At 64.8% G+C, this 25,726-nt stretch carries 25 protein-coding genes; 4 read left to right on the top strand and 21 right to left on the bottom strand.

The window, feature by feature from the left end; translation table 11 throughout:
- Positions 1-3 precede the first annotated feature (3 nt).
- The 19 genes from metW to PIN31009_RS01725 all read right to left on the bottom strand — a co-directional run bounded on the left by metW (position 4) and on the right by PIN31009_RS01725 (position 18,588).
- Positions 4-678 carry a methionine biosynthesis protein MetW gene (gene metW, locus PIN31009_RS01815; RefSeq protein WP_246185476.1) on the bottom strand — a complete coding sequence of 225 codons (675 nt, stop codon included), beginning with the start codon at positions 676-678 and terminating at the stop codon, positions 4-6.
- Positions 675-1,883, bottom strand: a complete 1,209-nt coding sequence (metX, locus tag PIN31009_RS01810; protein ID WP_425495452.1) for a homoserine O-succinyltransferase MetX — start codon at positions 1,881-1,883, stop codon at positions 675-677. Before metX ends, metW begins: the two co-directional genes overlap by 4 nt.
- Before the next feature lie 379 nt (positions 1,884-2,262).
- Positions 2,263-2,919 carry a nucleoid occlusion factor SlmA gene (gene slmA / locus PIN31009_RS01805; protein ID WP_150682768.1) on the bottom strand — a complete coding sequence of 219 codons (657 nt, stop codon included), beginning with the start codon at positions 2,917-2,919 and terminating at the stop codon, positions 2,263-2,265.
- 10 nt (positions 2,920-2,929) lie between these two features.
- Positions 2,930-3,748 (bottom strand): pyrimidine 5'-nucleotidase, encoded by an 819-nt coding sequence (locus tag PIN31009_RS01800; RefSeq protein ID WP_174995943.1) that lies wholly within the window; start codon positions 3,746-3,748, stop codon positions 2,930-2,932.
- 180 nt (positions 3,749-3,928) lie between these two features.
- Complete coding sequence (locus PIN31009_RS01795; protein WP_246185475.1) at positions 3,929-5,329, bottom strand: MFS transporter; 1,401 nt, start codon at positions 5,327-5,329, stop codon at positions 3,929-3,931.
- Positions 5,330-5,755: 426 nt separating this feature from the next.
- Entirely contained in the window at positions 5,756-6,802 is a 1,047-nt protein-coding gene (locus tag PIN31009_RS01790) for a porin (RefSeq protein ID WP_150683411.1), read from the bottom strand.
- A gap of 195 nt (positions 6,803-6,997) precedes the next feature.
- Entirely contained in the window at positions 6,998-7,468 is a 471-nt protein-coding gene (locus PIN31009_RS01785) for a nuclear transport factor 2 family protein (RefSeq protein ID WP_246185474.1), read from the bottom strand.
- Positions 7,465-8,241, bottom strand: a complete 777-nt coding sequence (locus PIN31009_RS01780; protein WP_150789114.1) for an alpha/beta fold hydrolase — start codon at positions 8,239-8,241, stop codon at positions 7,465-7,467. Before PIN31009_RS01780 ends, PIN31009_RS01785 begins: the two co-directional genes overlap by 4 nt.
- Positions 8,238-9,386, bottom strand: coding sequence for a 4-oxalomesaconate tautomerase (locus tag PIN31009_RS01775; RefSeq protein WP_150789610.1), 1,149 nt, complete (start codon positions 9,384-9,386; stop codon positions 8,238-8,240). Before PIN31009_RS01775 ends, PIN31009_RS01780 begins: the two co-directional genes overlap by 4 nt.
- Positions 9,387-9,388: 2 nt before the next feature.
- The gene (locus PIN31009_RS01770; RefSeq protein ID WP_174996888.1) at positions 9,389-10,102 is read right to left on the bottom strand and encodes a 4-carboxy-4-hydroxy-2-oxoadipate aldolase/oxaloacetate decarboxylase; all 714 of its coding nucleotides are present in this window, start codon (positions 10,100-10,102) and stop codon (positions 9,389-9,391) included.
- Positions 10,099-10,854, bottom strand: a complete 756-nt coding sequence (locus tag PIN31009_RS01765) for a PIG-L deacetylase family protein (protein ID WP_058376845.1) — start codon at positions 10,852-10,854, stop codon at positions 10,099-10,101. Before PIN31009_RS01765 ends, PIN31009_RS01770 begins: the two co-directional genes overlap by 4 nt.
- A gap of 50 nt (positions 10,855-10,904) precedes the next feature.
- A complete protein-coding gene (locus tag PIN31009_RS01760; RefSeq protein WP_150789113.1) occupies positions 10,905-11,615 on the bottom strand; it encodes an ABC transporter ATP-binding protein in 711 nt (236 codons plus the stop codon).
- Positions 11,608-12,357, bottom strand: a complete 750-nt coding sequence (locus tag PIN31009_RS01755; RefSeq protein WP_087721760.1) for an ABC transporter ATP-binding protein — start codon at positions 12,355-12,357, stop codon at positions 11,608-11,610. The genes PIN31009_RS01760 and PIN31009_RS01755 overlap by 8 nt, the downstream gene beginning before the upstream one ends.
- Entirely contained in the window at positions 12,354-13,439 is a 1,086-nt protein-coding gene (locus PIN31009_RS01750; protein WP_150789112.1) for a branched-chain amino acid ABC transporter permease, read from the bottom strand. Before PIN31009_RS01750 ends, PIN31009_RS01755 begins: the two co-directional genes overlap by 4 nt.
- 13 nt (positions 13,440-13,452) lie before the next feature.
- Positions 13,453-14,325, bottom strand: a complete 873-nt coding sequence (locus tag PIN31009_RS01745; protein ID WP_058376841.1) for a branched-chain amino acid ABC transporter permease — start codon at positions 14,323-14,325, stop codon at positions 13,453-13,455.
- Positions 14,326-14,443: 118 nt separating this feature from the next.
- Positions 14,444-15,640 carry an ABC transporter substrate-binding protein gene (locus PIN31009_RS01740; RefSeq protein WP_150682763.1) on the bottom strand — a complete coding sequence of 399 codons (1,197 nt, stop codon included), beginning with the start codon at positions 15,638-15,640 and terminating at the stop codon, positions 14,444-14,446.
- Positions 15,641-16,035: 395 nt separating this feature from the next.
- Positions 16,036-17,376 (bottom strand): LysR family transcriptional regulator, encoded by a 1,341-nt coding sequence (locus PIN31009_RS01735; RefSeq protein WP_058376839.1) that lies wholly within the window; start codon positions 17,374-17,376, stop codon positions 16,036-16,038.
- A 13-nt stretch (positions 17,377-17,389) separates the two neighbouring features.
- Entirely contained in the window at positions 17,390-17,749 is a 360-nt protein-coding gene (locus tag PIN31009_RS01730; RefSeq protein WP_087690323.1) for a protocatechuate 3,4-dioxygenase, read from the bottom strand.
- Complete coding sequence (locus tag PIN31009_RS01725) at positions 17,746-18,588, bottom strand: gallate dioxygenase (RefSeq protein ID WP_150789111.1); 843 nt, start codon at positions 18,586-18,588, stop codon at positions 17,746-17,748. The genes PIN31009_RS01730 and PIN31009_RS01725 overlap by 4 nt, the downstream gene beginning before the upstream one ends.
- A gap of 214 nt (positions 18,589-18,802) precedes the next feature.
- Between PIN31009_RS01725 and PIN31009_RS01720 the strand changes: the two genes are divergently transcribed.
- From PIN31009_RS01720 to PIN31009_RS01705, 4 genes are all read left to right on the top strand, one after another.
- Positions 18,803-19,471: a GntR family transcriptional regulator gene (locus tag PIN31009_RS01720; RefSeq protein WP_058376836.1), complete on the top strand. Its 669-nt coding sequence runs from the start codon at positions 18,803-18,805 to the stop codon at positions 19,469-19,471.
- 96 nt (positions 19,472-19,567) lie between these two features.
- A complete protein-coding gene (locus PIN31009_RS01715) occupies positions 19,568-20,626 on the top strand; it encodes an aromatic ring-hydroxylating dioxygenase subunit alpha (protein WP_150682761.1) in 1,059 nt (352 codons plus the stop codon).
- Positions 20,623-21,567, top strand: coding sequence for a PDR/VanB family oxidoreductase (locus PIN31009_RS01710; protein WP_150789110.1), 945 nt, complete (start codon positions 20,623-20,625; stop codon positions 21,565-21,567). The genes PIN31009_RS01715 and PIN31009_RS01710 overlap by 4 nt, the downstream gene beginning before the upstream one ends.
- 61 nt (positions 21,568-21,628) lie before the next feature.
- Complete coding sequence (locus tag PIN31009_RS01705; protein ID WP_150789109.1) at positions 21,629-22,789, top strand: hypothetical protein; 1,161 nt, start codon at positions 21,629-21,631, stop codon at positions 22,787-22,789.
- On the opposite strand, the gene PIN31009_RS01700 is transcribed toward PIN31009_RS01705, so the two are convergent.
- A complete protein-coding gene (locus PIN31009_RS01700; protein WP_150789108.1) occupies positions 22,757-24,142 on the bottom strand; it encodes an MFS transporter in 1,386 nt (461 codons plus the stop codon). The two genes, PIN31009_RS01705 and PIN31009_RS01700, sit on opposite strands and share 33 nt — an antisense overlap.
- A gap of 109 nt (positions 24,143-24,251) precedes the next feature.
- Entirely contained in the window at positions 24,252-25,712 is a 1,461-nt protein-coding gene (locus PIN31009_RS01695; protein WP_150789107.1) for an aldehyde dehydrogenase, read from the bottom strand.
- Positions 25,713-25,726: the final 14 nt, after the last annotated feature.

Here is a 25,726-nt window from a genome sequence, read left to right as displayed (position 1 = left end):
GGTTCAGGAACGCTTGACGCGATAGACCGCAAGACTACCACGCCAGTTCGCGCCCACCGACACGAGACGCCCGTTATGCAGCACCGCGCGATCCAGAATCTCCACGCCGACTTCGGGGGCCAGCGCTTCGAAATCTTTGATCGTCAGCACCCGCACGTTCGGCGTGTTGTGCCACTGGAACGGCAGGCTCTTCGACACCGGCATCCGGCCCTGTAACACCGACAGCCGATGCGGCCAGTAGCCGAAATTCGGGAACGACACGATGGCTTCGCGGCCCACCCGCACCGTCTCGCGCAGAATATCTGCCGTGCGGTGAATGGTTTGCAGCGTCTGCGACAGGATGACCGTGTCGAAGCTGTTGTCTTCGAACAGCGCGAGCCCGCCTTCCATATTCTGCTGAATGACGTTGATGCCGCGCTTGGACGAGGCCAGCACGCCCGCGTCGTCGATCTCGATGCCGTAGCCGCTCACGTCGAGTTCGTCGACCAGCAGACGCAGCAGCGAGCCGTCGCTGCATCCGAGATCGAGCACCTGTGAGCCCGGCTCGATCCAGCGTGCGATCACGCGGAAGTCGGCGCGGTCGGCGAGCGACGCCGTAATCTGATTGCCCGATGCCGCGAGACGTGCGGCTTGCGCACTGGTCGTGGGCGTCTTGGACGGTTCCGTGGACTGGCTCATACCCCCACCTCCTCGGCGATACGTTCGTAATAAGCGCGCACCAGATTGTGATAGCGCGGATCGGTCAGCAGGAAAGCGTCGTGGCCGTGCGGCGCGTCGATTTCGGCGTAGCTCACGGTGCGGCGCGTATCGAGCAGCGCCTTGACGATTTCACGCGAGCGGGCCGGTGCGAAGCGCCAGTCGGTCGCAAACGACACGATCAGATACTTGGCCGTAGTGTGGGCGAGCGCACGCGAGAGGTCGCCGCCGACCGTGCGGGCCGGGTCGAAATAATCGAGCGCGCGCGTGATCAACAGATACGTGTTGGCGTCGAAGTACTCGGCAAACTTGTCGCCCTGATAGCGCAGGTACGACTCCACCTCGAACTCCACGTCGAAGCTGAAGCGATAGCTGTCGTCCTGAGCGGCAGCGCCGCCTTCCGCCCCCTTCACGCCATCGACCAGCACTTCCGCGCGACGCAGCGCACGGCCGAACTTGGTCGCCATGTCTTCGTCGGAGAGATAGGTGATGTGGCCGATCATGCGCGCGACACGCAAGCCACGACGCGGCACGACACCGTGCGCGTAGTAGTCGCCGCCATGGAAATCGGGGTCGGAGAGAATGGCCGAGCGGGCCACTTCGTTGAAAGCGATGTTCTGTGCCGAGAGCTTCGGCGTGGACGCGATCACCAGACAGTGCCCGACACGCTCGGGATACATGATGCTCCACGCCAGCGCCTGCATGCCGCCGAGGCTGCCGCCCATCACTGCCGCGAATTTCTGGATACCGAACACGTCGGCCACGCGCGCCTGCGCATTGACCCAGTCTTCGACGGTCACGACGGGGAAGCGGGCGCCGTAGGGCGTGCCCGTGGCTTCATCGAGACTCATCGGCCCGGTCGAGCCGAAGCACGAGCCGAGGTTGTTCACCCCGATGACGAAGAAGCGATTGGTGTCGAGCGGCTTGCCGGGCCCGACCATGTTGTCCCACCAGCCGATGTCCTTGGGGTTATCGGCGGCGATGCCCGCCACGTGGTGCGACGCGTTGAGCGCGTGGCACACCAGCACGGCGTTGCTGCGATCGGCATTCAACTCGCCGTAGGTCTCGACCATCAGGTCGTAGCCCGCGAGGGTGCTGCCGTTTTGCAGTGCCAGCGGCTGCGCAAAATGCATCCGCTGTGGCGTGACGATTCCGATTGACGATTCCATATTTCCTGTCCGAAACATGCCGGTCGCGCTGTCCGTAACAACGGCAGCGTTTCTTAGGCGTTCTGTGCGGGAAAAGGGGTCGACGAAAAACGGGCGGGGTGCGCGAACGACCTCTTTAGCCGCATTTGTATTGAGTGCCTTCGACGGAACAAGCCCCTGTCAAAGCCACTCGCGCGCCCGCAATCGAGTCACCAAATCGGCGCGCCAGTCATCGTAACAATACCGTCTGCATGGCAGCGGCTCATCACGAGTTGCAAAAGTATAACGTAATCTGCGGAATCGGCGCCCGACACATACATGCCCCATACATGAGGGCGAACGTCAGGTACCGGCAGCGGTCAAGTGCTCACGTGGACAAACGCATGGGCGAACGGTGCCGTTCGCCCATCGATGCCACTTAGCGCAGCAGCGCCGTAACTTGCGGGTCGGCGCCTTCGGTCGGCGTGCGCTTGAAGCCACTCTTGGCAAAACGGTGCCAGCGGCCCAGCACGTACGACACGAGCAGGTTGGCCCGCGAGTTTGCGTCGAACGTTTCCGGCAGCGTGCCCTGTGCGGCGGCCAGACGCAGCACCTGACGCAGCGACGCCTCGATACGGTCGAGCAGCTGGTTCATGCGCTCTTGCAGACGCTCGTGCTCGCCCACCAGCGCTTCGCCCGTAAGCACGCGGGTCATGCCCGGGTTCTTCTCGGCGAAACCGAGCAGCATCAGCACGATGGCGCGCGCTTGCGTCACGCCGTCCTGATCCTGTGCGGAGATCTGATTGATCAGACCGAAAATGGTCTGTTCGATGAACTCGATGAGCCCTTCGAACATCTGCGCCTTGCTCGCGAAGTGGCGATAGAGCGCCGCTTCCGAGACATCCAGGCGCGCGGCGAGCGCGGCCGTGGTGATCTTCTCGCCCTTAGGCGTCTCGAGCATGGCCGCGAGGGTTTGCAGAACCTGCACACGGCGCTCGCCCGGTTTGGGGCGAGTGGTCTTCACCGGCGCGGGGGCGGCCTCCAGCGCATCGGCGGTGCCGTAACCGGCCCCGCTCGAAGAGTTTTCCTGCTGCATCGTCTGGTCGTTATCGGTAGGGATTTGATTGTCGGGCGGCCCGGGCGATGCGTCTCGCGCCGGCCCCGGTCGCAAGGCGCGCCCGTAACTCGCGCAGAGATTGTACTTTGATATCCACATAGTGTGGGCGCCCACTGCGCGGCATCACGTCGCCGTGGCTGTTTCTCGTCGGCAGATGCCCCGTAATCCATACGGTGCCGATGCCGAAATGCCGCAGATGCTTCAGATGCGAGCGCGTATCTTCGACCAGCCACGTCCGGTGCGGCGCGAGGTCTTCCTTCGCCAACAACCGGCGCAGCATGATCGCGTCCGGTTTGGCTCGCCATGCATGCCGGTCGGCCATGTCTTCGATGCTGACGCAGCGCTCGAAATGCCGGCGAATGCCCAACGCATCGACAATCGCCATGGCGTAAGCCGCGGGGGCATTGGTCAGCAGAATCTTGCGCCCGGGCAACCCCGCGAGCAGCCGGCCGAGCCCGCGCTCGGCGCGCAGCACCTCGGCCAGCGGCGGCAGCTCGTGCACCCGTGCCAGAAAGTCGTGCGGATCGATGGCGTGATGCTTGATGAGCCCGAGCAGCACCGCGCCGTATCGTTGCGTATAGGAAAACCGCAGGCGGTTCGCCTCGTCGTGTGGCAAGCCCAGTTTTTCGACGATATACGCCGTCATCGCGCGGTTAATGCGCGGAAAGATCGCGTGCGACGCGCGATGCAGCGTGTTGTCGAGATCGAACAGCCAGACCGGGCCGCGGCCGCCATGTTCGCTGCGGGCGCGGTTCGCCCGGCGGCGTCGGCTCAGTACGTGAGAAGGAGACACGGGGGACACCGGCATTGGGGCGCGCAGTGCCCGGCGGGCACCGCAGCGAAACCACGGAAAGGCACGATGCTATCGCGCAAGGCGCGCTTTGACAAATCGACTCAGCCAGCCTTACGAGGACGGTAGCGGGGACGGAAGCAGGGTCAGAAGCCGGAACCCTTATGCAGCGCACGTCGCGACCGTCGCACATGTCGCCTAGGTCTTGGCGCTGGCCTTCGCCCTCACCCGCAGCAAACTGACCCCACCGCCCACCGCCGCCAGCACCGTCGCCGCCACCATCGCCGCGTGCGCCCCGGCAGCGCCATACACGTCGAAAAGCAACGCGACGAGCGCGGCCCCCAGCGTCATGCCAACCGTGCGGGCAATCGTCATCAGCCCGCTGGCTGCCCCGCTGCGCTCGCGCGGTGCGCCCATCATGATGATGCGATTATTGGGCGTCTGGAAGAACCCGAAGCCGATACCGCACACCGCCATGCGCGCGGCGATGCCCCAGTTCGAGGCGTCTGGCGGCAACCACGCGAGCGACGCCAGCCCCACGGCAAACACCCCCAGCCCCAGCGCACTCATGCGCGCGCTATCGAAGCGGTCGGACCAGCGGCCCGCGAGCGGTGCGACAAACACGATCACCAGTGGCCAAGGCGTGATCAGCAACCCCGTCACCGCTTCACCGCGCGCGAACGCATGCTGCAACAAAAACGGCATGCCGACATACGCGAGCGTCTGCGCCATATAACAGGCGATCGACGTGAGCGACGACAACGCGAGCACCGGCACGCGCATCAGATCCAGCGGCAGCAACGGCGACGTCTGTGCACGCTGATGACGCACGAGAATCACGGCGACCACCAGTCCGAGCACGATCTGCAACGCGGCCACCCCGTGGTGCCCCGCTTCGCCCACATGCCCTAGCCCGATGATGATGAGCGCCAAGGCCACCGCATTGAGCAGCGCACCCGGCACGTCGAGCCGCCGCTCGGCCCCCGGTGTCGCTGGCAGAAAACGCGACGATGCGACGAAAGCGGCCACACCGATCGGCAGGTTGATGGCGAACAGCCAGCGCCAGTCGCCCAGCGACAAAATTACCGCCGCCACGCTGGGGCCCGCCGCCGTCGAGAGCGCGACAGTCAACGCCAGTAACGAGATCGCGCGGCCGCCCATGTTCGGCGGAAAGACCATCCGCAACAGCGCCGGCACGATGGTCGACATGCACGCACCACACAAGCCCTGCACGACACGCGCCGCCACCAGCCACGCCAGATTCGGTGCGAGCGCACAGCCGAGCGATGCCACGGTGAAACCGGCCACACCAAACAGAAACACGCGCCGGTAGCCGAGCTTCTCGCCCAGCGCGGCGAGCGGCAGCACGGCCATGGCGAAAATCAGTTGATAGGCGTTGACGACCCACACCGTCGACGCCGGGTCGGCCACCAGATCGCGCGCGATGGTCGGCAGTGCGACGTTCGCAATGGACGCGTCGAGATTGCCCAGAAAGGTGCCGAGCAGGATGGAAGGCACGGCGATGCGCCGGGCGCGGGCGCTCAGTCCGTCGGCCAGCGGCGCGGAAGGTGGCATGGGTTGGGTCACGCTTTGGGACATGCGCAGGTTACCGGAAATGCAAAACGAGAGCGCGGCAGGGCAAGGTCGCAAGCGCGCGATACCCGCGGCGAAAACCACATCGCCGCCGACACTGACGGGGGAAAAATGGACGGCCCGGGGAACGGTCGACTGGACCACCCGGGCCGGGCAGGAAGATCGCGCGCGATGGTGCAGCTCGGGGAATGTACGGCTGCACACGGTACGGCCACGCGACGTCTGCCGGATCACTCTCTCGTGGTGCGCGGCACCGCCACCACGTCGTATGCCGCAGCAGGAGGGAGTGACGCGGCGCCGCACAGCATGTGAACCGCCCCCCCGGACGAATTCACGCGCGCAGCGCCGCGTATCGGTATCGCCGTCCGAGAACCGCGCAACAAAGCTCGCGGCTGCGGATCAGCGATGCAACGACGCAACGACTCCGTGCGATCAGAACGTGTGCTGAATACCCAGCATCGTGCCGAACTGGTTTGCACCGGTGACCACCGTGCCACCGGCGGCGATCGCCACGGCACCCTTCTGGCTGTTCGCGACCCAGCCGGCCATGCCGTACAGCGACGTACGCTTGGACAGCGAGTACGTAGCGCGGCCGATCAGCATGGTCGCGTTGGCACGGCTCTTCAGTTGGTAACGGATTGCCTGTGCATCGAACGCCCACGTGATCGTCGGCAGGTACGTGAAGCCGAGGAAGTAGATGTCCGAGCTGAGCGATGCGGCATCGGCGCTCACGTTGCGGTGAATCCAGCCACCGCCCACGCGGCCCGACGACCACTTGTAGTACGCATTGATCACAGCGTGCGAGTCGGTGTATTGCGAGCTCGTCAGCGGTGCGGCGGCGCCCGTGTTGCCGCGCATCTGGTCGTACGATGCCGAAATACCGAAGTTCTCGTAGTCGTAACCGATCAGGCCGGTGAACTGCTTACATGCCTGATAGTTGCCCGCCACGTTACCCGCGCAGTTCGTGGCCGACGGACCGCCGGCGGCCGAACCATCGCGCCCGAAGCTGTACGTCGCGCCCAACGTCACGCCATAGAACTTGCCCATGTAGCCCACAGCGCTGTCGCTACGCGCGTTGGCGATGTACGGGTCGATACTCGCGAGCGAGAAGATCGACGGTCCGATCACGTCCGCGTTACCCGTCACGTAGAACGTCATGTTGTTCTGGCGGCCGATGAGGAACGTACCCCACGAACCCGACAGACCGACGTTGGCCTGACGGCCGAACAGACGCCCGCCGTAGTTCAGGCCGCCCGTGCCCGGCTGGAAGCCGTTTTCCAACGTGAAGACAGCTTTGAGACCGCCGCCCAGATCTTCCACACCCTTGAAGCCGAAGCGCGACGGCACCTTGCCGGTCAGCGTCGGTTCACCGACGAAGCTGCCACCACCGGCAGCGTTGTTGTAATAGGCGATGCCGGTATCGACGATCCCGTACAACGTGACGTTGCTTTGTGCTTGTGCCAGGCCTGCACCCAGCATCAGGCCTGCGGCCAATGCGTATTTCAATTTCACTTCTGTCCCCTTGTTTTATGAATGCACTACTACCCCACGCCAAACGTCGGACTGGTGGCGATGACGCCGGCCCGCCTTTTGACTTCTTTTGCCCTGCTACCTCCAGACTGCAAACTGCTAAATCGTGAATCGCTCGTTACGTGTTACGCGCTACGTGACCCCTCACGCGTCGCGCACGAACGTGAAGCGCGCCTCGCGTCTCGCGATGCGCCAACCCTGTGCCGTCTTGACGAACGTGTCTTCGAACTCGCCCATCACCTGCCGGCCCTGCGCAGGACGCCCGAACGGCCCTGCCGCGTCTTGCGTCGACCCGCTCCACAGCAGCACGGTGCTGCTGCCGATAGCGCCGGTGGCCGACGTCACATCGATCAGTACGTTGCCGACGAGGTGCCGCGTGAGCCGCTCGGCAGGGCGGTCGGCATACGCCGCTGCGATTGCCGCCTGCCCGACCAACGGGTCGCTGCCCGGTCGCACCAACACGCCTTTCTCCGTGAAGAGCGCGGCGAGCCCCTGCGGATCGCGGCGGTCGTTGCATGCGGCAAAGCGCATCACGAGGTCCTGACACGCCTGCTTGGCGAGCATCGCGTCGAGGGTGTTCTGATCAATCGCGGGTGTTGTGTCTTGAGCGCTCATGCGGGTCGTGCCGTGATATCGGACTCGGAATCGGAATTGGAATCGGGATCAGAAGGCGCTGTCGCGAGCCATGCACGCAGCGCAGCGGCGACGGCTTGCGGGCGCTCCATCGGGCTCATGTGGCCGCTCTCTTCGATCACGCACAACGTGGCGTGAGGAATCATCCCCGCCATGATTTCGTGGCGGGCGAGCGGGCTCCACGTGTCTTGCCTGCCGCACAGAACCAGCGTCGGGCACTGAATACCGGCGAGTTGCGGTGTGGCTTCCGGGCGACCCAGCAGCGCATGAATCTGTGCGGCGAACTGATCGGGATGACTGCGCTCGATCATGTCGAGAATCGCGTCGAACAGCGGCGTGCCGATCTGGTCGGGATGCACCATGCCGGTGGCCCACACCTGCCCCATCGCGCGCATGCCCGCTTCACGCGAGCGCGCCAGCAGTGCAGCGCGGCCCGCGCGTTCCTTCTCGGCGGCTTCGCCTTCGGGCAGTGCCTGATACCCCGTGTCGAGCAATGCCAGATGGGTGACGCGTTCCGGTGCAAGCCGCACCACTTCCAATGCGATGCGCCCGCCCATCGAATGCCCGGCAACGGCGAAGCGCGGGTCGGTCACCGTCGCGAGCACGTGGCGCGCCATGGCCTCGATGGTGTCGAGGGCGCCCCATGCAGGCACGCGACAGTCGTGTTCCGGCAGCAGCGCGGCCGTGGCGGCCCACGCCACCTGATCGCAGAGCAAGCCGGGAAGCATGAGCAACGGGGGACGTTCGGTGCTCATGGCTTCCCTCCCTGCGCCCAGACGCTACGCGGTATGCACACCTGACCGTCGAAGAGCCAGCGCGCGGTGCGCAGCAGTCCGGCGCCCGTCACCTCGCTCTCGCCAGCGTCATTGCGCGCGAGCGTCAGACGCACGGTGAACTCACCGGTCGGATGTTCAATCGACAACAGCGGCGCAGCGTCATCGGGCACCACTGCCATCTCGTGACAGACGGTGCCCGGCAATGCCGCGGCCGTCGCCACACTGACCGCCGCCAGCACGCCGATCGACGAGTGGCAGCGATGCGGAATGAAACAACGCGTGAGCAGTGCGCCGCCCGCTTGCGGCGGTGCCACGAGACACATCTTGGGCACCGTACGCGAGCGCACGTCGCCAAGGTTCATACGCGGGCCGATGGCGAGACGAATCGATTCGATCTTCTCGCGCAGCGGCTGAAAATCTGCACCGGCTTCCAACTGCTCGCAAGACTCCGTGCCGGTACAACCCAGATCCGCCGCGCGCATCAGCACCAGCGGCATGCCGTTGTCGATGCAGGTCACGGCCACACCGTCGACGACATCCTGACGTTGTCCGGTCGGAAACAGCGCGCCGCAAGTCGAACCGGCGGTATCGCGGAACATCAGCGGAATCGGGGCGGCCGTGCCCGGCACACCGTCGATGGCCACGTCGCCGTCGTACTTCACCGAGTCGGCGGGTGTCTGCACTGTGGCGAGCGCCACCTGCCCCGTATTGACCATGTGAATGCCGACGTTCGTCACGTCGCCCGTCGTCGCCACGAGCCCCCGCTCGATCGCGAACGGCCCCACACCTGCAAGCAGGTTGCCGCAGTTTTGCCCGTAGTCGACACGGGCTTCGTCCACGACGACTTGGGCAAACAGGTAATCGACGTCGGCATCGCCACGCGTCGCGCGCGAGACGATCGCCACCTTGCTCGTGAGCGGGTCCGCGCCGCCCATGCCGTCGATCTGGCGCGCGTCGGGCGAGCCCATCGCAGCGAGCAGCACAGCGTCGCGCGTTGCGGCATCGGCGGGCAGATCGTCGGCGAGAAAATACAGTCCCTTCGACGTACCGCCGCGGATGACCGCCGCGTCGATGCGCGTTTGCGAGTGCAGGTGCAATGGCTTCACGAGTTCGCCCGGGGTCATCGTCACTTGCCTTCGGATGCGCCGAGCTCGTCGAGCGAGTCGACGTAGCGCAGGCCCTTGGCGGCGAGACGTTCGCGCATCTTGTAGTAGTCCAGACCCAGCGTGCCGCCCGCGAGCACACCGCGCTTGTATGCTTCGTCGGCACCGCGCGCCGCAGCGGCTTTCGCGACCGCTTGCGCCGTGGCGTACGGCACGACCGTCACGCCGTCGTCGTCGGCCACGATCACGTCGCCCGGATGCACGATCTGATTCGCACACACCACCGGCACGTTCACCGAGCCGAGCGTTTCCTTGACCGTGCCTTGCGAAGAGATGGCTTTCGACCAGACCGGGAATTTCATTTCCGTCAGCGTGGCGATGTCACGGCAACCGGCGTCGATGACGAGGCCTGCGACGCCGCGTGCTTTCATCGACGTGGCGAGCAGGTCGCCGAAGTAACCGTCGTCGCACGGCGAGGTCACGCCGACCACGACGATGTCGCCGGGCTGTGCCTGCTCGACGGCCACGTGCAGCATCCAGTTGTCCGACGGCGGTGCCAGCACGGTCACCGCGCTGCCGGCCACGGCGGCACCGGCGTAAATCGGGCGCAGGTAGGTAGCCATCAGGCCGAGACGGCTCTGCGCCTCATGCACGGTGGCACTGCCTGCGCTGCGCAGAATGTCGAGGGTGGCCGCATCGACGCGGGGAATTTGACGAACGACGACGCCGCGAATCATGACAGTTGCTCCGTAACGACGGGCGTCAGACGCATGAGCCCTTCTGCATATTTGATGTCGCGCGTGGCCGTGATGCCGATGTTGCGCTTGGCTTGCACGCCGCGTTGCAGGGCGACGCGCGTGTAGTAATCCCACAGGTGTTCCTGACCGGCCATGCACTCGATGGCGGCGCGCTTCGTCTCCCACACCGGCGTGATGTCGACAAACGTGTTGGGAATCCATTCGCACTGCTCGGTCTGGTGCGGTTCGAACGCCAGCACCGCCGGGGCGCCAATCACTTTTTCGCCCGGCTTGTGGCCTTCGGCCTGCGCAATCACGCGGGCTTCCTGCGTCACGTGCATCGCAAGCGGATGATCGAAGTTGTACGGGTCTTTCTCCGAGTGGCTCAGCACGAACGACGGCTGCAATTCGCGATAGATATCCACGAGACGGAACAGCGTCTCGTCGGACACACGCATCGGGTAGTCGCCGATATCGAGAAACTCGATTTCCGCGCCGAGAATGTCGGCCGCGCGTTGCGCTTCTTCACGGCGTGCCGCCTTGACCTTCGCTTCGGTCATCTCGGCACCCTTGCGCCAGAGCTTGGCCGACTCGCCGCGCTCGCCGAACGAGAGGCAGACGACCTTCATGCGATAGCCCTGCGCCACGTGCGTGGCGATGGTGCCTGCCGCGCGCCAGACGAAGTCTGCCGAGTGGGCGCTGACGACGAGGCCGGAGAGCGCCGTCGTATTGGTGTTCTGTGATGTCGTCATGATGTTCCGTCAATTCGTGATGCGTAATGCGTCGTGCCATCCACAGGCGATCAAACGCTTTCCAGCCCAACCAGCGCGCCGAGCAATTCCGGCGACGCCGCGAGTTCACTACTGCGCCCTGCCCAAACCTCGCGGCCCCGGTCGAGCACGAGCGCGCGGTCGGTCAACTCCAGCCCCAGTTCAGCGTGTTGCTCCACCAGCACGACGCCCATGCCACCGTCGGCACGCAGCTTCCAGAACGCGTCGACGAGTTGGTCGACGATCACCGGCGCGAGCCCTTCGAAGGGTTCGTCGAACAGCACCACACGGGGGTTGCCGATCAGCGCGCGGCCGATGGCGAGCATCTGCTGCTCGCCGCCCGAGAGTTGGTTGCCCAGATTGCGGCGACGCTCGGCCAGTCGCGGAAACAGGTCGTACACGCGCTCCAGCGTCCATGCGTCACCCATGGCCGAGACTTGCAGGTTCTCTTCGACGGAGAGCGACTTGAAGATCTCGCGCTCCTGCGGCACCAATGCGAGACCGGCGCGCGCCCGCTTATAGGCAGGCCAATGCGAGATGTCGTTTTCGAGATAGCGGATCACGCCGCCGTGGCGCGTGGTCAGCCCGAGCAGGCTGAGCAGCAACGTGCTCTTGCCCACACCGTTGCGGCCAAGAATGGCGATGGCTTCGCCAGCGGCCAGACGCAGGCTCAGGTCTTCGAGCACGATGGTCTCGCCATAGCCCGCGCTCAGGCCGCCGGCTTCGAGCAGGATGTCAGTCATGGCGACGCCCCAGATAAATGTCGCGCACACGCGGGTCGCGGCGCACTTCTTCCTTCTCGCCTTCCATCAGCACGGCGCCTTCCACCAACACCGTGATACGGCGCGCAAAACGGAAGACCAGATCCATGTCGTGTTCGATGACCATCACCGCCACGTCTTCAGGCAACCGTTCGAGCAGGTCGAACAACTTGCGGCCCTGTCCCGACGGCACACCTGCGACAGGTTCGTCGAGCAGCAGCACCTTCGGGTCGAGTGCCAGCCCCAGCGCAATCTCCACCTGACGGCGTTGGCCGTAGGCGAGCTCATCGATGCGACGGCCCGCGAGATCGAGCATGCCTAGCGCACGCAGACGCTCCGCCGCTTCTTCCACGACTTCGGGACGATTCGCCAGCGGCTTACCGATACGGCCGTCGAGCCCACGGCGCGAGGTGAGCGCGAGGCCCACGTTCTCGGCCACGGTCAGCGTGTTGAACAACGTGTTCAGTTGGAACGTACGCGCCAGCCCGAGCTTCACGCGCTTGTGCGAGGGCATCGACGTGACGTCGGTGCCGCCCACGCGCACCACGCCCGAGTTGGGCTTGAGCACGCCGGTGAGCAGGTTCATCAACGTGCTCTTGCCAGCGCCGTTCGGGCCGATCAGCGCGTGACGTGCCCCGGCTTGCAGCGAGAGCGTCACATTGCGCGTGACGTCGAGCTGGCCGAAGCGCTTCGACAGCCCTTGAATTTCGAGTGCGGCGCTCACAGCGTCACCTCCTTGTCTGCGCTCGCCTTGGCGGGCGCATCGACGGGTACGGAGGCATTGCCAACACTGCCAACATTACGGCGGCGCGCACGCAGCGCGAAACGATCCACCACACCGATGAGGCCGTCCGGCGCGAAGCGCACCACCACGATCAGCAGCACACCCAACGCGGCCAGCCAGTTGGTCGGATCGATGGCGGCAATGCGGTCGGACAACACCATGAACACCACGGCGCCGAGTACCGCGCCGTAAAGGCGCCCGGTGCCGCCCAGCGCCAGCATCACCAGCACGTTGGCCGACAGCGTGAACGACAGCGTGTCGAGTGCCACGATGTTGTTGACCTGCGCGGAGAGCGCACCGGCCACACCGGCCACCGCAGCAGCGATCGTGTACAGCATCAGGCGGCGAAAGCCCACGCGAACGCCCAGCAGCGACATGCGCATGGCGTTCTCGCGAATGCCCTGCACCGTCAGACCGAACGGCGAGTTGACGAGGAACTGCGTGAAAAGAAAGACCACCACCAGCACCACCAGCGCATAGACGTACGCCGTGTGGCCGTAGATATCGAACTCGAACAGGCCGAGCACCGGGGCGATGGTGTAGCCGGTGAGACCGTCGTCGCCCATCGTGATCGACTTGGCGATGTTGCCGGCTTCATACAGCAGCGTGGCGCACGCGAGCGTAAGCATGATCTGCGTGAGCCCGCTCACGCGCAGCACCACGATGCCTGTGATCAACCCGACCACCGCCGCGACAAGCGCACCGGCGACCAGACCCAGCAGCGGGTTCGGCGAGACGTGCAGCGCAAACAGACCGGCGGCATACGCGCCGCTGCCGAAGAACGCCGCATGACCGAGCGTTTCGATACCGCAGTAGCCCTGCACGAGATCGAGCGAGAGCGCAAAGATGATCATGATCACCACGCTCGTGGCGAGCGCGAGATACAGATCGGCAAAGAAGTACGTCGCCACCGCTGCGACGAGCAGCACGGCGTCGAGCACGCCAAGCCGCTTGCGGCGCAGCGCCGGGGCCACCTGTGCCACACCGGCCGCCGACAGTTGGGAGGGATTCGTGTTTTGCATCGTCACCCTCCGCTCACGCGCGCCCGACCAGCCCTTGCGGGCGGATCAGCAGAATGGCCAGCACGGCCAGATAGATCATGAAAGCGCCGAGCGCAGGCACGTAGTAGCGCCCCAGCGTATCGATGAGACCGAGCAGCAGACCGGCGTACAGCGAGCCACGCAGGCTGCCCAGACCACCGGCGGCCACCACGATCAGCACGAGCACCAGGTACTTCAGCCCGTAGTACGGCTCCAGCGGCAGAATCTGGCTGGACAACGCCCCGCCGAGCCCCGACAGGCCGCAACCGATCGCAAACGTGATCGAGAACACCAGCGGCACGTCGATGCCGACGCAGCGCGCCATGCGCGGGTTATCGACCGCCGCACGCAACTTGGCGCCGAACGGCGTGCGCTCCAGCCCCCACCAGATGCCAAGTGCCACGACGGCACTGCACACCAGCGCGAAGATGCGATAGATAGACACCGAGAAGCCGCCCAGATCCCATGTGCCGCGCAGGCCCTGCGGCACCGGAATGGTTTGCAGCTCCGTCCCGGCGAGATGCTTGGCGATGGCGCAGATGATGAACGCCAGTCCGATCGTCATGAGCAACTGCCCGAGACCGTTGGCCGTGTAGACCCAGCGATACAGCGTGCGCTCCAGCACGGCGCCGAGCACCATCGTGCCGGCCACGCCGACGAGCAGCGCGACGAAGAAGTCGAGCCCCGCGTGCTGCATGGCCCACAGGGTGAAATAACCGCCGATCATGGCGAAGGCGGAATGCGCGAGGTTGACAACGCGCATCACGCCGAGCGTGACCGTGAGACCTACGGAGATGAGAAACAGCAGCATCCCGTAAGCCACACCGTCGATCGACAACGACAGGAAGGTGGCAAGCGATTGCGTCATGAGGAATTACCGGGGGCGGGGGGAGCGAGCGCGTGGGCGCTCGCCATTACATCGGTCACATCGACCACATCGATGACGTTGATCGCATCGATCGCATCGATCACATCGAATGCGTGGATTACTTGGCCGCCACTTGCGGGTGGCTCAGGTGCCACGGCTCGACCACCGACTTGAACGTCTCGATGGGCTTGTTGCCGAGCTTGCCGTCGATGGTCTCTACGCGACGGATGTACACGTTCTGGATGATTTCGCGCGTCTTCGGGTCGATCGACACCGGCCCGCGCGCGCTCGTCCACGCGTAGCCCTTCACGGCGGCGATAGCCTTGTCGGCATCCTTCTTGCCCTTGGTGGCCTTGATCATCTGAGCGATGAGCGTCATCGAGTCGTACGCCGACACCGACGCAATCGACGGCAGCGCGCCCGGACCGTACTTGGCCTTGTAGGCCTTCACGAACGCCACGTTTTCCGGCGACGTCAGGAACGGCGAGTAGTGCAGCGCGGTGATCGTGCCCAGTGCGCTGTCGCCGATGGCCGGCAGGTCCGACTCCATCGTCTCGGTGGTCGCGAAGAGCTGAATACCGGCCTTGTCGAGCTCGCGCTCCTTGAAGGCCTTCACGAAGCCGGCCGACATCGGGCCCACCGGCATGAACATGAAGACGGCTTCGGGCTTGGCATCGCGCACACGTTGCAGGTAGCTCGAGAAGTCGGTGGTACCCAGCGGCACCTTCACTTCGACGCTGATCTTGCCGCCGGCTTTCTTGAAGGTTTCCGCGTAGGCGTCGATCGCGTCGTAGCCCGTGGCGAAGTCGGCCACCACGATGGCGGCGTTCTTGATGCCCTTGCTCGCGGCGTACTCGACCAGCGGCACGCTCACGGTCCATTGCGTGAAGCCGGTGCGCACGAAGTACGGCGACTTGAGCGTCACGCTCGACGTGCCGGAGTTGCCGATCACGAGCGGCGTCTTGGTCTGGTTGGCCACGTCGGCCATGGCCAGCACGTTCGGCGTGAACGAGCCGCCGAACAGGTACTGCACCTGATCGCGCACCACGAGTTCCTGTGCGAGCTGACGCGTGCGTTGCGGATTCACGCCGCCTTCGTCGCGCTCCAGAATCACGAGCGTGTCGTCACCGACTTTGTTCTTGTTCTGCTCCATCCACAGGTTGATACCGCGGCGGTACTCGGTGCCCCACCACGAGGCGGAGCCGGAGAACAGACCCAGCACGCCGATCTTGATGTCATCGGCGCGTGCGGCCATGGAGGTGAACTGGCAAACGCTCGCAAGTGCCACAGCGAGCCACAAGTGGCGCTTCATCATGGTGTCGTCTCCTCGTCGGCGTCGCGCGCCGCTCCGTTTTTTGTTGAGGTCCGCGCCGGGGAGGCGGGCCTTTTCGATGATGTCCGGAACAGCTTAGGCAGCCGAAAAGGTGACGTCGAATGAAACTCCCGAGTCCAGCGTTGCGTTTTTCGTATATCCCCGAGATTTCCCCTACGTTATGGAACGATTTCTACGCGCGTAATTTCGCGCTGCGGGACACGCGCATCACCACTGGTGGAACGCCCGCCGCACAAGGCTGTGCGGGCGGGCGTCGTCACGGTGCTGAAGTGGGAGAGTGCACTCGCGCGAGCGAGTCGCGCGACATGCAAGTCATGGCGATTCCGGCGAATTTCGCCGCGCTCGCTAAGGGAGTGGTGCGGGCGCGCCGCACGAGGTCAGTTGGGGTGCTGCACCGTCGGGGCGAGCGCCCGAAGTTCGTCGAGCAATTGCTCTGCGGCAGGCGACAGCAGACCGTCGCGACGCGTCGCGAGACCGATGGCGCGACGCGCGTGTTGAAGTGCGACCGGCACCACGGCCAGTTCGCCCGTACGCAACTCGGACGTAATCTGCACCGGCGAGAGCAACGCCAGCCGGTCGCTCGAGAGCAGCAAGCCGCGCACCACCGGTGAACTGCTCGCATGCACTTGCGTCTGCGGCAGCGCGAGTCCTTCCGCGCGAAACACGCGCTCGAACACGCCGCGCGCAGGGGTGCACGGCAGCGGGCTCACCCAGCCGTACTGCGCCAGTTCCGCGAGCGTCGGCTCGCGCCCCATCGTCAGACATGGGTGATCGGCCCGCGCAACCACCGACAGGTGATCTTCGAACAACGCTTCCTGCCGGATGTCGGCCGGCACGTCGTTCGCCCGCAACGCGCCGACGATCATGTCGACGTCGGCCTGTCGCAGCTGACGAACGAGTGCCTCGTACGTGCCATCGACAACCGTCACCGTGAGATACGGCGACTTGTGCAACAGGCTGTCGATGGCCTTCGGCAACAGAAAGCCGCTCGACAGCGGCAGCGCCGCCACGATCACCGTGCCCTGCTGACGTCCGCCGAACGGCGCGAGTTCGTCTTCCGCAATCGCCAGCTCGGCAAGCGCACGTTTGACCGGACCGAGCAATGCCTGCGCCTCGTCGGTCAGACGCGTGCCGCGCGGCGTGCGCCGGAACAGCTTGATGCCGATAAGGTCTTCAAGCTGATCGAGATTGCGTTGAATCGTCGGCTGCGAACATTGCAGACGGGTCGCCGCCAGCGGGCCGCTGCCCAGCTCCGCCACCGCGATAAAGCTCGTGAGTTGCTGGGGCGCCACCACCGCCGCGAAGCGGCTCGCCGCGCGTGCCCCGCCGTCGGCTTGTGACGCCGTGGCGGCAAACGCTTCACGATAGCCGTTGGCCAACTCCGCCAACGCACGCGTCGCGCGCACACCGAGACGCTGACCGGCGGCGTTGGGAATCAGGCCGCGCCCGCTGCGGTGAAACAACGGGAAGCCCAGCTCCGCTTCGATATCCGAAATCGAGCGTGCCACCGCCGATTGCGACAGATGCAACATGCGGGCCGCCCGCGCGACGGAGTCGCATTCGAGCACGGCAACCATCGCGCGCAAGCCACGCAACTTGCGGCATAGCAGCGAGGCGTCGTTGTTCTGCGGCGCGCGGCTCCACGTGCCGCGCTCGTGACAGGCGAGGCTCGACGTCGGGGGTGCGTTGGTGAGACTGATGACGGTGTCGATCGACATGCAAAGGGCTCGCTCAGCGCATCGTCGGCACGCGCCGCGTTGCCATGAAGTCGTCGAGCGACTCGCCACGCATGATCGCGTACACCTCCAGATTGGTCTTGCGCACCACGCGCGCAAACTTCTCCAGCACGAAGAAGTTCACGCCATGACGCACGAGACCCAGCCAGTCCTGCGCCTGCACCAGCGCCTGCTCCTCGGCCGACAAACCGGCGGCGGTCATCGCGGCGGCCGGATCGTTCAGAAACGTTTCGCGGTTCTCGGCGCGGATCATGTGCCAGAAAAAGCGATTGAGGTGCAGCGTGCGGTTGCTCACGCGCAGGTCGAACGCGTAAGTGCCGGTGATCGATTCGATGCCTTCGAGCTGCGGATTCATGCGGCTTCCTCCTCGTAGAGCGCGACGGTCATCGCCGTGGTGGTCGCCAAGTAGTAGTTCAGATGCAGACGCTTGATGTTCGGGCCGAGGGCACCGCGCATCGACAGCCACATGATTTGCTCGACGCTTTCGGCGCCGCCGCGACGCACGTAGTCCACGTGCTTGAGTTCGGCCAGCGTCTCGGGTTCGTGCTCAAGCAGTTCGAGGAATTCGCGATCCCATGCTTCGTCGTTGTAGCCCGTGCGCTCGCCGTGAATCTGGTGCGAGAGACCGCCCGTGCCCACGACCACGACGCGCAGGTCTTCCGGATACGACTCGATCGCGCGGCGCACGGCCTGCCCCAGCCGGTAGCAGCGGCGGCCCGTGGGCAGCGGGTACTGCAACACGTTGATGGCAATCGGCACAACGGTGCCCGGCCAGTCCGGCTTGTGCGGCCAGAGCAGAGGCAGCGGCGAGGCGCAACCGTGATCGATCGGTTTGTCCTGAAACACGGTGAGGTCGAACTCGTCGTTCACGAGCGACTCGGCAATGTGCGCCTGCAACGCCACGTCGCCGCGAATCGGCGGCAGCGGACGCAGCCCTGCGCCTTCGTCGGCAATCGGGAACGACTCGCCCACGCCCAGCGCGAACGTCGGATACATGTCGAAGAAGAACGTCGTGGCGTGATCGTTGTAGAAAAACACGAGCACGTCGGCCTGCTGCTCGGCCAGCCATTTCGCCACAGGCTCATAGCCCTGAAACAACGGCGCCCACGCGGGATCCTGCTGCTTGCCCTTGTCGTACGCCACGCCGATGGTCGGCACGTGCGACGTGCCAATCCCCCCAATGATCTTTGCCACGATAAGTCTCCGTCTCTTGTGTCTTGTAGTGCCGGGGGGCGTCATGACATGCATGACACCGCCCGCATTTATGCAGGGCCGAGTCTATACGGGATCCCATATTTGCATAAAGCAGGGTATCTACTGATGCGTTTTGGATTTACGGGATCCCATAATGAAAAAAAGCCGGACGGTTCCTGACCGGCAATGCCATTCAGCGACCCAAAGGAAACGCATGCTGCACCCCACGCCGACCACCGTTCAATTGCGCGAGATGATTCTCAAGGGCGAGCTCGCCCCGGGCGAACGTCTGGCCGAAGCCAAGCTCGCCGAGCAGCTTGGGGTCTCGCGCATGCCCATCCGGCAGGCGCTGCCGGTGCTCGCGGAGGAAGGGTTGGTCGTACGCGCCGGACAACGCGGTTACGCGGTGCGCGCCCACACCCGGGACGAGAGCGTGGAAGCGTTGCACCTGCGCGGCGCGCTCGAAGGCTATGCCGCCCGCCTGCTCGCAGAGAAGGGCGCGAGCGCCGAGTTGCTCAAGCAACTGCGCGACCTGCTCGCCGAAGGCGATGCGCTGCTGGCCGATCACACGATGACGCCGGAAGTGCAGATCGGCTACGCGTCGCTCAACGCGCGCTTTCACGATCTGCTCGTGACCGGTGCTCACAATCCGCTGCTCGAAGGCTTTATCGCGCGCTGCAATCTGGTGCCGTTCGTCGCGCCCCGCACGGTTGCGTTCGGGCACGAAGATCGCCGTCAGTACGCGGACATCATTGCGTATGCGCATCGCCAGCATCACGCCATCGTCGAGGCGATTGCCGCGCGCCAGCCCGACCGCGCCGAATTCATGTGCCGCGAGCACATCGTCACGCAAGAACACAGCATGGGGGCGCAGTTGCTCTGAGGGGTTCCGCCCCCGCGCACGCCCGCCGACCTTTTCCTCATTCCCTATCGAAACAAGAGCGCGCCATCCCCAGACGCGCCAAGGAGACAAACGATCATGTTCCTCAAAAACACTTGGTATGTGGCCTGCACGCCGGACGAATTTGCCGAGAAGCCGCTGGGCCGTAAGGTCTGCAACGAGCCGATGGTGTTCTTCCGCGACGGCGACGGTCAGGTGGCCGCACTGGAAGACTTCTGCCCGCATCGTGGCGCGGCGTTGTCGCTGGGCTTCGTCAAGGACGGCCAGTTGGTGTGCGGCTATCACGGCCTGACGGTCGACGGCGGCGGCAAGTGCACGAAGATGGTCGGCCAGCGGGTCGGCGGTTTTCCGAAGACGCGCGCGTTCCCGTGCGTGGAGCGCTACGGCTTCGTGTGGGTGTGGCCGGGCGACGCCGCACTCGCCAATGCCGACGAGATTCCGCATCTGGAATGGGCCGTGAGCGACCAGTGGGCGTATGGCGGCGGGCTGTATCACATCAAGTGCGATTACCGCCTGATGATCGACAACCTGATGGATCTCACGCACGAAACGTACGTGCACGCGAGCAGCATCGGACAGGAAGAAATCGAAGAAGCGCCGCCGAAGACGGTCACGGAAGGTGACAGCGTGGTGACGGCGCGTCACATGGAGAGCATCAAGGCGCCGCCGTTCTGGGCGAGCGCGCTGCGCGCGAACGGTCTGGACGATCAGGTGCCGTGCGATCGCTGGCAGATCTGCCGCTTCACGCCGCCGAGCCACGTGATGATCGAAGTGGGCGTCGCGCACGCGGGTCATGGCGGCTACAACGCCCCGGCCGACAAGAAGGCCGGCAGCATCGTCGTGGACTTCATCACGCCCGAGACCGACGAATCGATCTGGTACTTCTGGGGCATGGCACGCAACTTCAAGCCGGAAGACGCCGAGCTGACCGCGGCGATCAAGCGCGGCCAAGGCGGCATCTTCGCCGAAGACCAGGACGTGCTCGAAGCGCAACAGCGCAACCTGTCGGCGTATCCGGAGAAGAAGATTCTCAAGCTCAACATCGACGCCGGTGGCGTGCAATCGCGCAAGGTACTCGATCGTCTGATCGACGCCGAGCGTGCGGGTGCAACGCAAGGAACGGAGCACGCAGCATGAAAGTCAGGCTGGCGAACAAGCAGGATGTCGCAACCGATATCTGCGCCTTCGATCTGGTGAGTCTCGACGGCAGCCCGCTGCCGGGCTTCACCGCCGGCGCGCATATCGACGTGCATCTGCCGGGCGGACTCGTACGCCAATACTCGCTGTGCAATGCGCCGGGTGAAACCGAACGCTATCGCCTCGGCGTGTTGCGTGACCCCGCGTCGCGCGGCGGCTCGACCGGCATGCACGCACTGTCGCCCGGCGTCGAACTGGAGATCAGCGAACCGCGCAATCACTTCCCGCTGGTGGACACGGCGAAGCACAGCATTCTGCTCGCCGGGGGCATCGGCGTGACGCCGATTCTGGCGATGGCCGAGACATTGGCTGCGGCAGGGGCGTCGTTCGAAGTGCATTACTGCACGCGTGAGCCGGCCCGTACGGCGTTTGGCGAACGCTTTGCGCAGGCGGATCTCACTGGGAACACGCGCGTCTATCACGACAGCGAAGGGGCTCGCGCAGACCTCGACGCGATTCTTGCGCAACCGTCGGGCGGCAAGCATCTGTATGTGTGCGGACCGGCAGGTTTCATCGATGCCGTGCTCGCGCGTGCGGAAGCCGCGCAATGGCCCGAGGGCAATGTGCATCGCGAGTACTTTGCGGCACCGGCAGCGACCGATAGCGCGAGCGACGCTGCATTTCAGGTCAAGCTGCATTCGACGGGTCGTGTGATCGACGTGAAGGCGGACGAAACCATCGTGGCGGCACTCGCGGCACAAGGCATTGAAATCCAGATGTCGTGCGAGCAAGGTGTCTGTGGCACGTGTCTCACGCGCGTGATCGACGGCACCCCCGATCATCGCGACGTGTATCTGACCGATGAAGAGCGCGCCGCCAACGATCAGATGCTGCCTTGCTGTTCGCGCAGCAAGTCGGCCATGCTCGTGCTGGATCTGTAGCGCCATCCGACGCATCGCACGGTGATGTGAACGCCCTGCTTCGCTTTGCGAGCAGGGCGTTTTGTTTGCTGCACCGCCGCTCGCTTTCCCAACACCCCACGCACGAACCGACAACCCTCTGAACGGGACACTTCTACGATGGTGGGCGCTATCCGATCTGCGCCCGGCCCCCGTGTCCTGCCATCTTCGAGAGGTGATTCCCATCATGTTCGCGCTATCCCACAACGCATCCGTCAACGCGTCTGCCGGTTTCGCCGCCGCACCGTTTCTACCGCTCGTGCGACAACCTGTCCTTGCCTCGCCCGTCACTGATCGACTGGGGAACGATTCACTGCTCGCCGTGCAGCGAATGCGCCGAGACGGTGAAGACATGCGGCCTCTGAACGGCCGGCCCGTTAACCATGACCGGCCCAGTTCACCCCCCGCCGTCCTGACCAAGCTCGTGCCGCTCTCACAGCCGGTGCGTCACGTACCCCCCGCCTCCACGCGCAAAGGTGACGACCTGATCGACGCCTGCGCTGAGAAATGGCGCACGGCAAGCGTGCCCGACTGCGTTCACGACATCCGTAAGGCCCTGCACGACATCGCATTCAAGGCGCTTTATACGATCTTGCCTGCCGTGAATGGCTGTCCGGCAAAGCCGGCCACGCGGTGCTTCGAGCTGGGTCAGATGCTGGAGAAGAAAATGACGCAGTTAGGCTACGGTCAGGTGTTCGACCTGAATCACTTCTGCCGCGAGACGGGGTTGATGTCTCTCATGACGAGCGACCCGACACTCATGATCGGGTCACTCAACGCGTTGCAGTTCGATCAGTCATTTCAACTCGGGACCACGATTCCTGCCCCCTACCCCACCTTCGCGCGACACCGAAATGGCTTGATGAGGAACCGGCTGTACCAAGTTGCCACGGAACTGAACCGGCTCGCCGATCTGGGCACCACGCCGCCGGTCAACGCCGTCTCCGACTTTCATCTCGTCTCGATGGGTCTGCTCGACGCGCCGCCGGCCGAGAGCGATAAATCGGAGACGGCGTTTCGGGAGCATCTCTTGCGCCGCATCCGAACCGAGAACTTCCAGTTGCGTGAATACAGTCGTCATGAACCCTTACCCATCACCCAACACTTGGCACGCTGTGCGAATCGCGACGCGCCGCTCAGTTACCTGAGCGGCGCGCCTGCCATCACGCCATCACAGCGTGCGGTTTTTGGTCTCGCGCACTAGGAACGTCGAGACCAACGCCATCGCGGCCAACACGAGGAAGTACGCGATCACCGGCCAGATCTGGCCATGGCTCCACGCCAGCAGGCTCGCCGCGATCATCGGGGCGAGCCCTCCGCCCAGCACCGTCCCGATCTGCTTGCCCAGCGACACGCCCGAGAAGCGCACGCGGGTATCGAACAACTCCGAGAAGAAGCTGCCCTCCGGGCCGAACATCATCGGGTGGATCACCCCGGCGCCGATCACGATCGCCATCACGACCAATGCGGTCTCCTTGCTGCCCATCATCAGGAAGAACGGGTAGATGAAGATCGCCGTCGCCGCCAGCCCCATCAGGAACATCGGACGGCGCCCGAGCTTGTCGGAAAGCATGCCGAACGCCGGGATGGTGAGCATCGCCAGAATGTTCGCGTAGAGCACGCCGTCGGCCATCATGCCGCGCGGCAAGCCGAGCGTCTTGGTGCCATACGACAGCGAGAAAATCGCCACGAGATAAAAGAAGCTCGTCTCGGCCAGACAGATGAAGAACGTGACGAGCGTCGGGCGCCAGTAGTGCGTGAGCACTTCGACAACAGGCACCTTGGCGATCTCGCGGTGCTTCTCGACAGCCTTGAAGGTCGGCGACTCTTCGACCTTCAGGCGCACGTACGTGCCGAGTGCGACGAGCAGCAGGCTCACGAGGAATGGGATACGCCAGCCCCAGCTGAGCAGGTCGTCTTCAGGCAGTCGTGTGATCAGAACAATGGCGAGCGACGCGCCCACGATCGACGTCGGCCCCGCAGCCTGAATCAGTCCGCCGAACAGGCCACGCAGATGCGCCGGTGCCCCCTCGACCGTCATCAGCAAACCGCCGACCGATTCGCCGCCCAGTGCGAAACCCTGCACGAAACGCAGCGTCACGAGCATGATCGGCGCCCACATGCCGATCATGTCGTACGTCGGCAGCAAACCGATGAGCGTGGTCGCCACGCCCATGAGAATCAGCGTGAAGAGCAGGATCGACTTGCGCCCGATGCGATCGCCGAAATGCCCGAACACGATGCCGCCGATCGGCCGCGCGACGAAGCCGACGGCAAACGTCGCGAACACCGCGATCATCCCCGCCATCGGATCAAGCTGCGGGAAGAACAGCCGGTCGAAGACGATGGGCGCGAGAAACCCGTAGACGAAAAAGTCGTACCACTCGATGGCCGTGCCGAAGCAGCTTGCCGCCACGACCCGGCCGTAGCCCGCCGCAGCACCTTTCGGGGCGCTCGATGTTGCACTGGGTGCGGCACTGGCAGCGGCGTCATTGCGCGGCGAATCCGCCATCGGGTTGCCGCCGCCCGCAGGGGCGGTCTCATAAGGTTGTGACACAGTTGTCTCCTCCGGCCGTCTGTTCCGGTCTCCCGGCTGCGGCGGTATGGTGGTCTTGCATTACGAAACTGACGGGAACTGAATGACCGCGCTGGCCCGACCGTAAGGCTTAGAACGGGTAGTGACGCGGTGTCGTCTGCACCGTCACCCAGCGCAGATCGGTGAATTCATGGATACCGGCCTTGCCGCCGAAGCGCCCCCAGCCACTCGCCTTCACGCCGCCGAACGGCATCTGCGCTTCGTCGTGCACCGTGGGGCCGTTGATATGGCAAATGCCGGATTCGATGCGGGCGGCGACTTGCATCGCACGCGCGATATCGCGGCTGAATACCGCCGACGACAGGCCGTAGGCGTTGTCGTTGGCGCAGGCAATCGCCGCCTCGTCGTCTTTCACACGCACGATGCCCTTGACCGGTCCGAACGATTCTTCGCTGTAGATCTTCATGTCGGGTGTGACGTGATCGAGCAACGTCGCGGGCATCAGGGTCGTCTCGGCGCGGCCGCCGCAAAGCAGCGTTGCGCCTTTCGCCAGTGCATCGTCGATCAACGCGTTGCAGCGCTCGACGGTCGCCATGTCGATGACCGAGCCGAGTACGACCGGCCCGTTGCGCGGGTCGCCCAGCGGCAGCGCGCGCGCTTTGGCCGCCAGCTTTTCAGTGAAGGCATCGGCAATGGTTTCGGCCACGACGATGCGCTCGGTCGACATGCAAATCTGCCCCGAGTTGGCGAACGCGCCGAAGGCCACGCCATTCACGGCGGCGTCGAGATCGGCATCGTCGAGCACCAGACACGGCGCCTTGCCGCCCAACTCCAGCACGGCCGGTTTGATGTGCTCGGCGCAGCGCGTCGCAATGATGCGGCCCACGCGTGTCGAGCCGGTGAAGTTCACACGGCGCACGGCAGGCTCGGCAATCAACGCGTCGACAATCGCGCCCGCGTCTTGCGGTGCGTTCGTCACGAAGTTCACAACGCCCGGCGGCAAACCGGCTTCTTCCAGCGCGTCGGCAATCAGTCCATGCGTGGCCGGGCACAACTCGGAACCCTTGAACACCACCGTATTGCCACACGCGAGCGGCAACGCCAGCGCACGCACGCCAAGAATGACCGGGGCATTCCACGGGGCGATGCCAAGCACCACGCCTGCGGCCTGTCGCATGCCCATGGCGAGACTGCCCGGCACGTCCGACGGAATCACTTCGCCAGCAATTTGCGTCGTCATCGAAGCGGCTTCGCGCAAGCCTTGCGCGGCCAGATGCACGTTGAAACCGGCCCACAACCCGGAGGCACCCGTCTCTGCCGCCATCGCGGCCTGAAACTGTTCGACCTTCGCTTCGAGTTGATCAGCGGCCTTCATCAGCAGTGCACGCCGTTCCGTCGGGCCGGTCTTCGACCACGCCGGGAAGGCCGCCCACGCGGCACGCACGGCAGCGCGCGCATCGTCGAGTGTGGCTGCCGGGGCACGCGAGGCGACTTCGCCATCGAGCGGGTTACGTCGTTCGAACGTTGCGCCGTTGCTCGCGGCAACGCGTTGGCCGCCGATCAGCATGGTGAGCGTCTGAGGGGTTTGCATGCATGTCTCCTTGT

This window comes from Pandoraea iniqua, assembly GCF_902459685.1.
Taxonomy (GTDB): Bacteria; Pseudomonadota; Gammaproteobacteria; order Burkholderiales; family Burkholderiaceae; genus Pandoraea; species Pandoraea iniqua.
This window is presented reverse-complemented; position numbering and strand designations above follow the sequence as displayed.

What these genes read in the sequence shown, in the direction of transcription:
- metW (WP_246185476.1), bottom strand. Translation starts at nt 678, where the DNA reads ATGAGCCAGTCCACGGAACCGTCCAAGACGCCCACGACCAGTGCGCAA.
- metX (WP_425495452.1), bottom strand. Translation starts at nt 1,883, where the DNA reads ATGTTTCGGACAGGAAATATGGAATCGTCAATCGGAATCGTCACGCCA.
- slmA (WP_150682768.1), bottom strand. Translation starts at nt 2,919, where the DNA reads ATGCAGCAGGAAAACTCTTCGAGCGGGGCCGGTTACGGCACCGCCGAT.
- PIN31009_RS01800 (WP_174995943.1), bottom strand. Translation starts at nt 3,748, where the DNA reads ATGCCGGTGTCCCCCGTGTCTCCTTCTCACGTACTGAGCCGACGCCGC.
- PIN31009_RS01795 (WP_246185475.1), bottom strand. Translation starts at nt 5,329, where the DNA reads ATGTCCCAAAGCGTGACCCAACCCATGCCACCTTCCGCGCCGCTGGCC.
- PIN31009_RS01790 (WP_150683411.1), bottom strand. Translation starts at nt 6,802, where the DNA reads ATGCTGGGTGCAGGCCTGGCACAAGCACAAAGCAACGTCACGTTGTAC.
- PIN31009_RS01785 (WP_246185474.1), bottom strand. Translation starts at nt 7,468, where the DNA reads ATGAGCGCTCAAGACACAACACCCGCGATTGATCAGAACACCCTCGAC.
- PIN31009_RS01780 (WP_150789114.1), bottom strand. Translation starts at nt 8,241, where the DNA reads ATGAGCACCGAACGTCCCCCGTTGCTCATGCTTCCCGGCTTGCTCTGC.
- PIN31009_RS01775 (WP_150789610.1), bottom strand. Translation starts at nt 9,386, where the DNA reads ATGACCCCGGGCGAACTCGTGAAGCCATTGCACCTGCACTCGCAAACG.
- PIN31009_RS01770 (WP_174996888.1), bottom strand. Translation starts at nt 10,102, where the DNA reads ATGATTCGCGGCGTCGTCGTTCGTCAAATTCCCCGCGTCGATGCGGCC.
- PIN31009_RS01765 (WP_058376845.1), bottom strand. Translation starts at nt 10,854, where the DNA reads ATGACGACATCACAGAACACCAATACGACGGCGCTCTCCGGCCTCGTC.
- PIN31009_RS01760 (WP_150789113.1), bottom strand. Translation starts at nt 11,615, where the DNA reads ATGACTGACATCCTGCTCGAAGCCGGCGGCCTGAGCGCGGGCTATGGC.
- PIN31009_RS01750 (WP_150789112.1), bottom strand. Translation starts at nt 13,439, where the DNA reads ATGCAAAACACGAATCCCTCCCAACTGTCGGCGGCCGGTGTGGCACAG.
- PIN31009_RS01745 (WP_058376841.1), bottom strand. Translation starts at nt 14,325, where the DNA reads ATGACGCAATCGCTTGCCACCTTCCTGTCGTTGTCGATCGACGGTGTG.
- PIN31009_RS01740 (WP_150682763.1), bottom strand. Translation starts at nt 15,640, where the DNA reads ATGATGAAGCGCCACTTGTGGCTCGCTGTGGCACTTGCGAGCGTTTGC.
- PIN31009_RS01735 (WP_058376839.1), bottom strand. Translation starts at nt 17,376, where the DNA reads ATGTCGATCGACACCGTCATCAGTCTCACCAACGCACCCCCGACGTCG.
- PIN31009_RS01730 (WP_087690323.1), bottom strand. Translation starts at nt 17,749, where the DNA reads ATGAATCCGCAGCTCGAAGGCATCGAATCGATCACCGGCACTTACGCG.
- PIN31009_RS01720 (WP_058376836.1), top strand. Translation starts at nt 18,803, where the DNA reads ATGCTGCACCCCACGCCGACCACCGTTCAATTGCGCGAGATGATTCTC.
- PIN31009_RS01715 (WP_150682761.1), top strand. Translation starts at nt 19,568, where the DNA reads ATGTTCCTCAAAAACACTTGGTATGTGGCCTGCACGCCGGACGAATTT.
- PIN31009_RS01710 (WP_150789110.1), top strand. Translation starts at nt 20,623, where the DNA reads ATGAAAGTCAGGCTGGCGAACAAGCAGGATGTCGCAACCGATATCTGC.
- PIN31009_RS01695 (WP_150789107.1), bottom strand. Translation starts at nt 25,712, where the DNA reads ATGCAAACCCCTCAGACGCTCACCATGCTGATCGGCGGCCAACGCGTT.